The organism is Dyella sp., from assembly GCF_035508675.1.
In the GTDB taxonomy this organism is placed as follows: domain Bacteria; phylum Pseudomonadota; class Gammaproteobacteria; order Xanthomonadales; family Rhodanobacteraceae; genus Dyella_B.
This window is the reverse complement of sequence record NZ_DATJMN010000380.1, coordinates 1-4557: the sequence shown is the minus strand read 5'-3', so window position 1 is coordinate 4557 and position 4557 is coordinate 1. Positions and strand designations below refer to the sequence as shown.

6 protein-coding genes are annotated in these 4557 nt (G+C 63.9%); 2 read left to right on the top strand and 4 right to left on the bottom strand.

The genetic code is table 11. The annotated features are described in order from the left end of the window. Window positions 1-447 (top strand): hypothetical protein (locus tag VMA74_RS20325; RefSeq protein WP_325370331.1); only part of this gene is annotated, 447 nt, incomplete at its 5' end. A gap of 200 nt (window positions 448-647) precedes the next feature. Here VMA74_RS20325 and ubiA read toward each other — a convergent pair. Next, window positions 648-1484 (bottom strand): 4-hydroxybenzoate octaprenyltransferase, encoded by an 837-nt coding sequence (gene ubiA, locus VMA74_RS20320; protein ID WP_325370329.1) that lies wholly within the window; start codon window positions 1482-1484, stop codon window positions 648-650. A 448-nt stretch (window positions 1485-1932) separates the two neighbouring features. Here ubiA and VMA74_RS20315 point away from each other — a divergent pair, with 448 nt between their 5' ends. Further along, window positions 1933-2316: a hypothetical protein gene (locus VMA74_RS20315; RefSeq protein ID WP_325370327.1), complete on the top strand. Its 384-nt coding sequence runs from the start codon at window positions 1933-1935 to the stop codon at window positions 2314-2316. On the opposite strand, the gene ilvA is transcribed toward VMA74_RS20315, so the two are convergent. From ilvA to VMA74_RS20300, 3 genes are all read right to left on the bottom strand, one after another. Continuing rightward, the gene (gene ilvA / locus VMA74_RS20310; protein WP_325370325.1) at window positions 2305-3864 is read right to left on the bottom strand and encodes a threonine ammonia-lyase, biosynthetic; all 1560 of its coding nucleotides are present in this window, start codon (window positions 3862-3864) and stop codon (window positions 2305-2307) included. The two genes, VMA74_RS20315 and ilvA, sit on opposite strands and share 12 nt — an antisense overlap. Further along, complete coding sequence (gene ilvN / locus VMA74_RS20305; protein WP_325370323.1) at window positions 3861-4100, bottom strand: acetolactate synthase small subunit; 240 nt, start codon at window positions 4098-4100, stop codon at window positions 3861-3863. The genes ilvA and ilvN overlap by 4 nt, the downstream gene beginning before the upstream one ends. A 44-nt stretch (window positions 4101-4144) precedes the next feature. After that, window positions 4145-4557 (bottom strand): thiamine pyrophosphate-dependent enzyme (locus tag VMA74_RS20300; protein WP_325370321.1); only part of this gene is annotated, 413 nt, incomplete at its 5' end.

Genomic DNA, 4557 nt, shown 5'->3' with positions numbered 1-4557 from the left:
CTGGCTAGCGAAATGTCCAGAGCCAATCCGATGCCTTTCGTTGCTGGGGCCGATTATTCGAATTTTGGGCGATTCATCCGAGGGGGCGCTGCTGCGCTTCGGCCGACGAGTCCGGGGCTGGCACGCGCGGATGTGATGGTCAACGCACAGCGGGTTTATCGTGAACGACAGGCGTTCGTCGATTCCACGCGAAACCGTGGCGTGCAGATTGCCGATCTGCTTGTATCCGGCATCGCCGCCCTTCTCCGTGGAAAGTTTTCCGACCAGGAAAGGGCGGCGAGTTGCCTCGGTCGCCTAACGAGGAGGCTGTACGCCACGGATCACGCCATTTACTTGATCGGCTTCGGCAACCCTGCAATTCCAGCGTCGATCACGGATGTGGCAAAGGCGGCCATTACGAAAATGAATGCAGCGGCAAGGGCAGTATTCAAGCAACGCCTGGGGTAATAGACCTGGTTCACCCATCTTCGTCTGTGGCCTTTACTGGCGACCGTGCCAAGAAGCCACTACAACGGGGGCAGCAATGTTAAATTGTCGCTACTTAGAGGAGATTGGCGGTAACTATTCTTCCGTGACATGTGGATGCATGGGCGCTGGCTTCGGCGATGGGAAGTGAGGGCGGTTGGGTAATCGCTACACGGAGCGAATCACCGGATCGCCAGCGCCAGCGCAATGCCGACCCACAGGCTCAGGCCGACCCAATTGTTGTGCCGAAACGCTGCAAGGCAGGCATCGCGTTCGCGGTGGCGGATCAACCATTGCTGCCAGGCGAATAAGCCGGCCACGGCAACCACGCCCAACCAATACGGCCAGCCGAGGTGTGCGCGCGTGCCGATCATCACCAGGGCCACCGTAAGCGTGCCCATCAGTACGCCGATGATCAGCAAGTCCGCATCGCCGAACAGGATCGCGGTGGAACGTGCGCCGGCCTTGATGTCGTCTTCGCGATCGACCATCGCGTATTCGGTGTCGTAGATCACCGACCAAAGAATGTTGGCGATGAACAGCAACCAGCCCAGCGGTGGCACCGTGTTTTGCACGGCGGCGAAGGCCATCGGGATGGCCCAGCCAAAGGCTGCGCCCAATACCACCTGGGGCAGGTCGGTGTAGCGCTTGGTAAAGGGATAGAGCGCGGCCAGCGCGGCGCCGATGAAGGACAGCTTGATCGTCAGCGCATTGGTCAGCAGCACCAGCAGAAAAGCAAATACCAGCAGGCTGGCGAAAACGATCAGCGCCTCGCGCGGGGTTATGCGGCCGGAAGCAATCGGCCTGCCGGCCGTGCGTGCCACCTGCGGGTCCAGCTTACGGTCGGCGTAGTCGTTGATGGCGCAGCCGGCTGCGCGCATGGCGAAGACGCCCAGGGTAAAGATGATCAGCAGCTTCCAGGATGGGAAATCGCCGCTGGCCAGCCACAGCGCCCACCAGGTCGGCCATAGCAGCAGCACGGCGCCGATCGGGCGGTCCATGCGGGTGAGCACGAGCATGTCATGCGCTTTCTGGCGATGCTGTGCAGGCAGTTTCTGCAGTAACCAATCCAATACCCGGGCGGCACGCGTGGAGCTATCGGCGGGGCGTGCCGGCGGCACTCGGCTAGGCGCGACGGCGGCGCGCGCACGGTGCGGGGCGGGTGCGGGAGGCGTGCGCCTTGGGCGCTTGCGGGATGTCGGGGCCATGCGCCAAGTGTAGCGTGCCGTTGTTGCGCGTCTCCTGTCCTGGCTGGGGGAGCGAGGCAATGCTCCGACTAAGGATGGACTCCCCGAGACGGTCGCCCCGGCCTTCGCCGGGGCGACGAATCAAAGAGTGCATGGAGCTCTCCTGAAGCTCGGAGCATTGGGGAGCGAGGCCCCAGAACATTCCGCCCGCCCCGGTAGTAAAGTGTGCGCGCTAAGGGATTCGGCCCAGGCGTTCATACCGTATCGGGGTGGGGTTTTCATGAGTACTTCCATTGGTCACATCGCCCTCATCGTGCGTGATCCTGCGCGCACCGCGGAGCTATTGGCCGGCGTGCTCGGTGCACAGGTGACGGCCAAGCAGTCCGACGATGAAGGACATCTGCAAACCTTCGCCAAGTTCGGCGGGGTGTGGTTCGTGCTGCAACAGGGCGAAGGCCCTCAATGCCGCAATGGCGACCACATCGGTTTCGAGGTAAGCCGCGACGAACTGCGGGTCTATGCGGACAAGTTGAACACTTTCGACGTCGAACACTTCATGGCGCGCGAAGACACTGCACTCTATTTCATGGACTACGACAACCACGTGTTCGAGCTGGATGCCGGCGGCTCGATGGACGATGCGTTCGGCACGCTACTCGCGTAGCAGCAGGCGATAGGCGGGATTGTCGCTCTCGTCCACGTACGGATAACCGAGCGTGGCCAGAAAGTCCTGCAGCAGCGCCAGTTCGCTCGGCGGCACCTGGATACCGACCAGGATGCGTCCGTAATCCGCACCATGGTTGCGGTAATGGAACAGGCTGATGTTCCAGTCCGGATGCATGCGATCGAGAAACCGCGCCAGGGCGCCGGGCCGTTCCGGGAAGTCGAAGCGGTAAAGCCGTTCGTCGCGCGCCAGTGGGGAGCGGCCGCCGATCATATGCCGCAGATGCAGTTTTGCCAGTTCGTCGTCGGTAAGGTCGAGCACGCCGAAATCATTGGCGCGAATGGCCGCTGCCAGCGCCTCGCGTTCGCCGTGTTTGGCCGTCTGGATGCCGACGAAGATATGCGCGGCCTTTGCGTCGCCGATGCGGTAGTTGAATTCGGTGATCGAATGTTGCCCGAGTGCGGTGCAGAAGCGGCGGAAGCTGCCGCGCTGTTCGGGGATGGTCACCGCGAACACCGCCTCGCGCTGTTCGCCCACTTCCGCGCGTTCGGCCACGAAACGCAGGCGATCGAAATTCATGTTGGCGCCGGACACTACGGCCACCAGTGCGCCTTCGCCGGCGCCATGCGTGGCGATGTAGTGCTTCAAGCCCGCCAGCGCCAGCGCGCCGGAAGGTTCCGGAATGCTGCGCGTGTCCTGGTAGATGTCGCGAATGGCCGCGCAGATCGCATCGGTATCCACGCGCACGATCTGGTCGAGATACTGCTGGCACAGGGAGAACGTCAGGCTTCCCACTTGCTTGACCGCGGTGCCGTCGGCAAACAAGCCCACTTCGTCCAGCGAGACGCGTTCGCCTGCTTCGAGCGCGCGCGCCATCGAATCGGCGTCGCTGGCCTGCACGCCGATGACCCGCACGCCGGGGCGGCGTGCCTTGATGACGGAGGCGATGCCGGCCGCCAGGCCGCCGCCGCCGATCGGCACGAATATCGCCTGCAGCGGTCCCTCGTATTGATCGAGCAGCTCCAGCGCGATGGTGGCCTGGCCGGCGATCACATCCAGGTCGTCGAACGGATGCACGAAGCTGGCGCCGCGTTCCTCGCGCAGCCGCTGTGCTTCGGCCTGCGCATCGCTGTATGAATCACCGTGCAGCACCACTTCTGCATAGGTGCCGCCAAGGCGCCGCACCGCATCCACCTTCACCTGCGGTGCCGTCACCGGCATCACGATGGCGGCGTGGATCTTCAGGCGCGCTGCGGCCAGCGCCACACCTTGCGCATGATTGCCGGCGGAGGCGGCGACCACGCCGCGCGCGCGTTCATTCGCATCAAGCTGCGCCATGCGGTTGTATGCGCCGCGCAGCTTGAACGAAAACACCGGTTGCTGGTCTTCGCGCTTGAGCAGTACCTCCGCACCCAGCCTTGTCGAGAGCAGCGATGCACGCTCCAGTGCCGTGCGCTGCGCCACGTCGTACACGCGCGCCACTTCGGCGCGCCGCACTACCGCCGCCGCGGTGGGTGCCGGTGCCTGGTCGGCCAGCCGTGCGTTCATGCGTGGGTCGCGTGCTGAACCTGCAATACGTCCACCAGTTTGCGCGTCTGTTGCAGGATCTGGGAGAGCGCGGCATCGTCGCCGCGCACGGTCAGCATCAGGTGCGATACCGCCGGATCGGCGGTGGGAGCCACGGTCAGCGTGTCGATGTTGTGTCCGCGTGCCGCAAACAGGCCTGCGACGCGCACCAGCGCGCCGGCTTCGTTCTGCAAAAGGATGGAAAGCGTGTGTTGCATGACCTGTTCCTGTGTGGCGGTGTCGCGTGCGTGTGTGGGTGGATTCAGAAGGCGTCGGAGGCGGCGGCTTCGCCGGTCTGCGCCGCCTGGCGGGCGGGGATGAAATCGCCGGTGATCATTTGCGAGTAATTGGCGCCGGGGCCGACCATGGGATACACGCCGGCGTCCGGGTCGATCATCACTTCGAGGAAGGCCGGCCCGTCGAACGCCAGGAATTCGGCGATGGTGGCGGCCAGGTCTTCGCGGCGTTCCAGGCGGCGTGCCCAGCCGAAGCCGTCGGCCTCGGCGGCGCGCACGAAATCCTTGCGGTGCAGGCTCTTGTCGGAAGAAGCGAAGCGTCCCTTGAAGAACAGCTTCTGCCACTGCCGCACCATGCCGTCGCCGACATTGTTGAGCACCACGACCTTCAGCGGCAGGCCGTAGGTGGTGACAGTTTCCAGTTCGCCTAGATTCATGC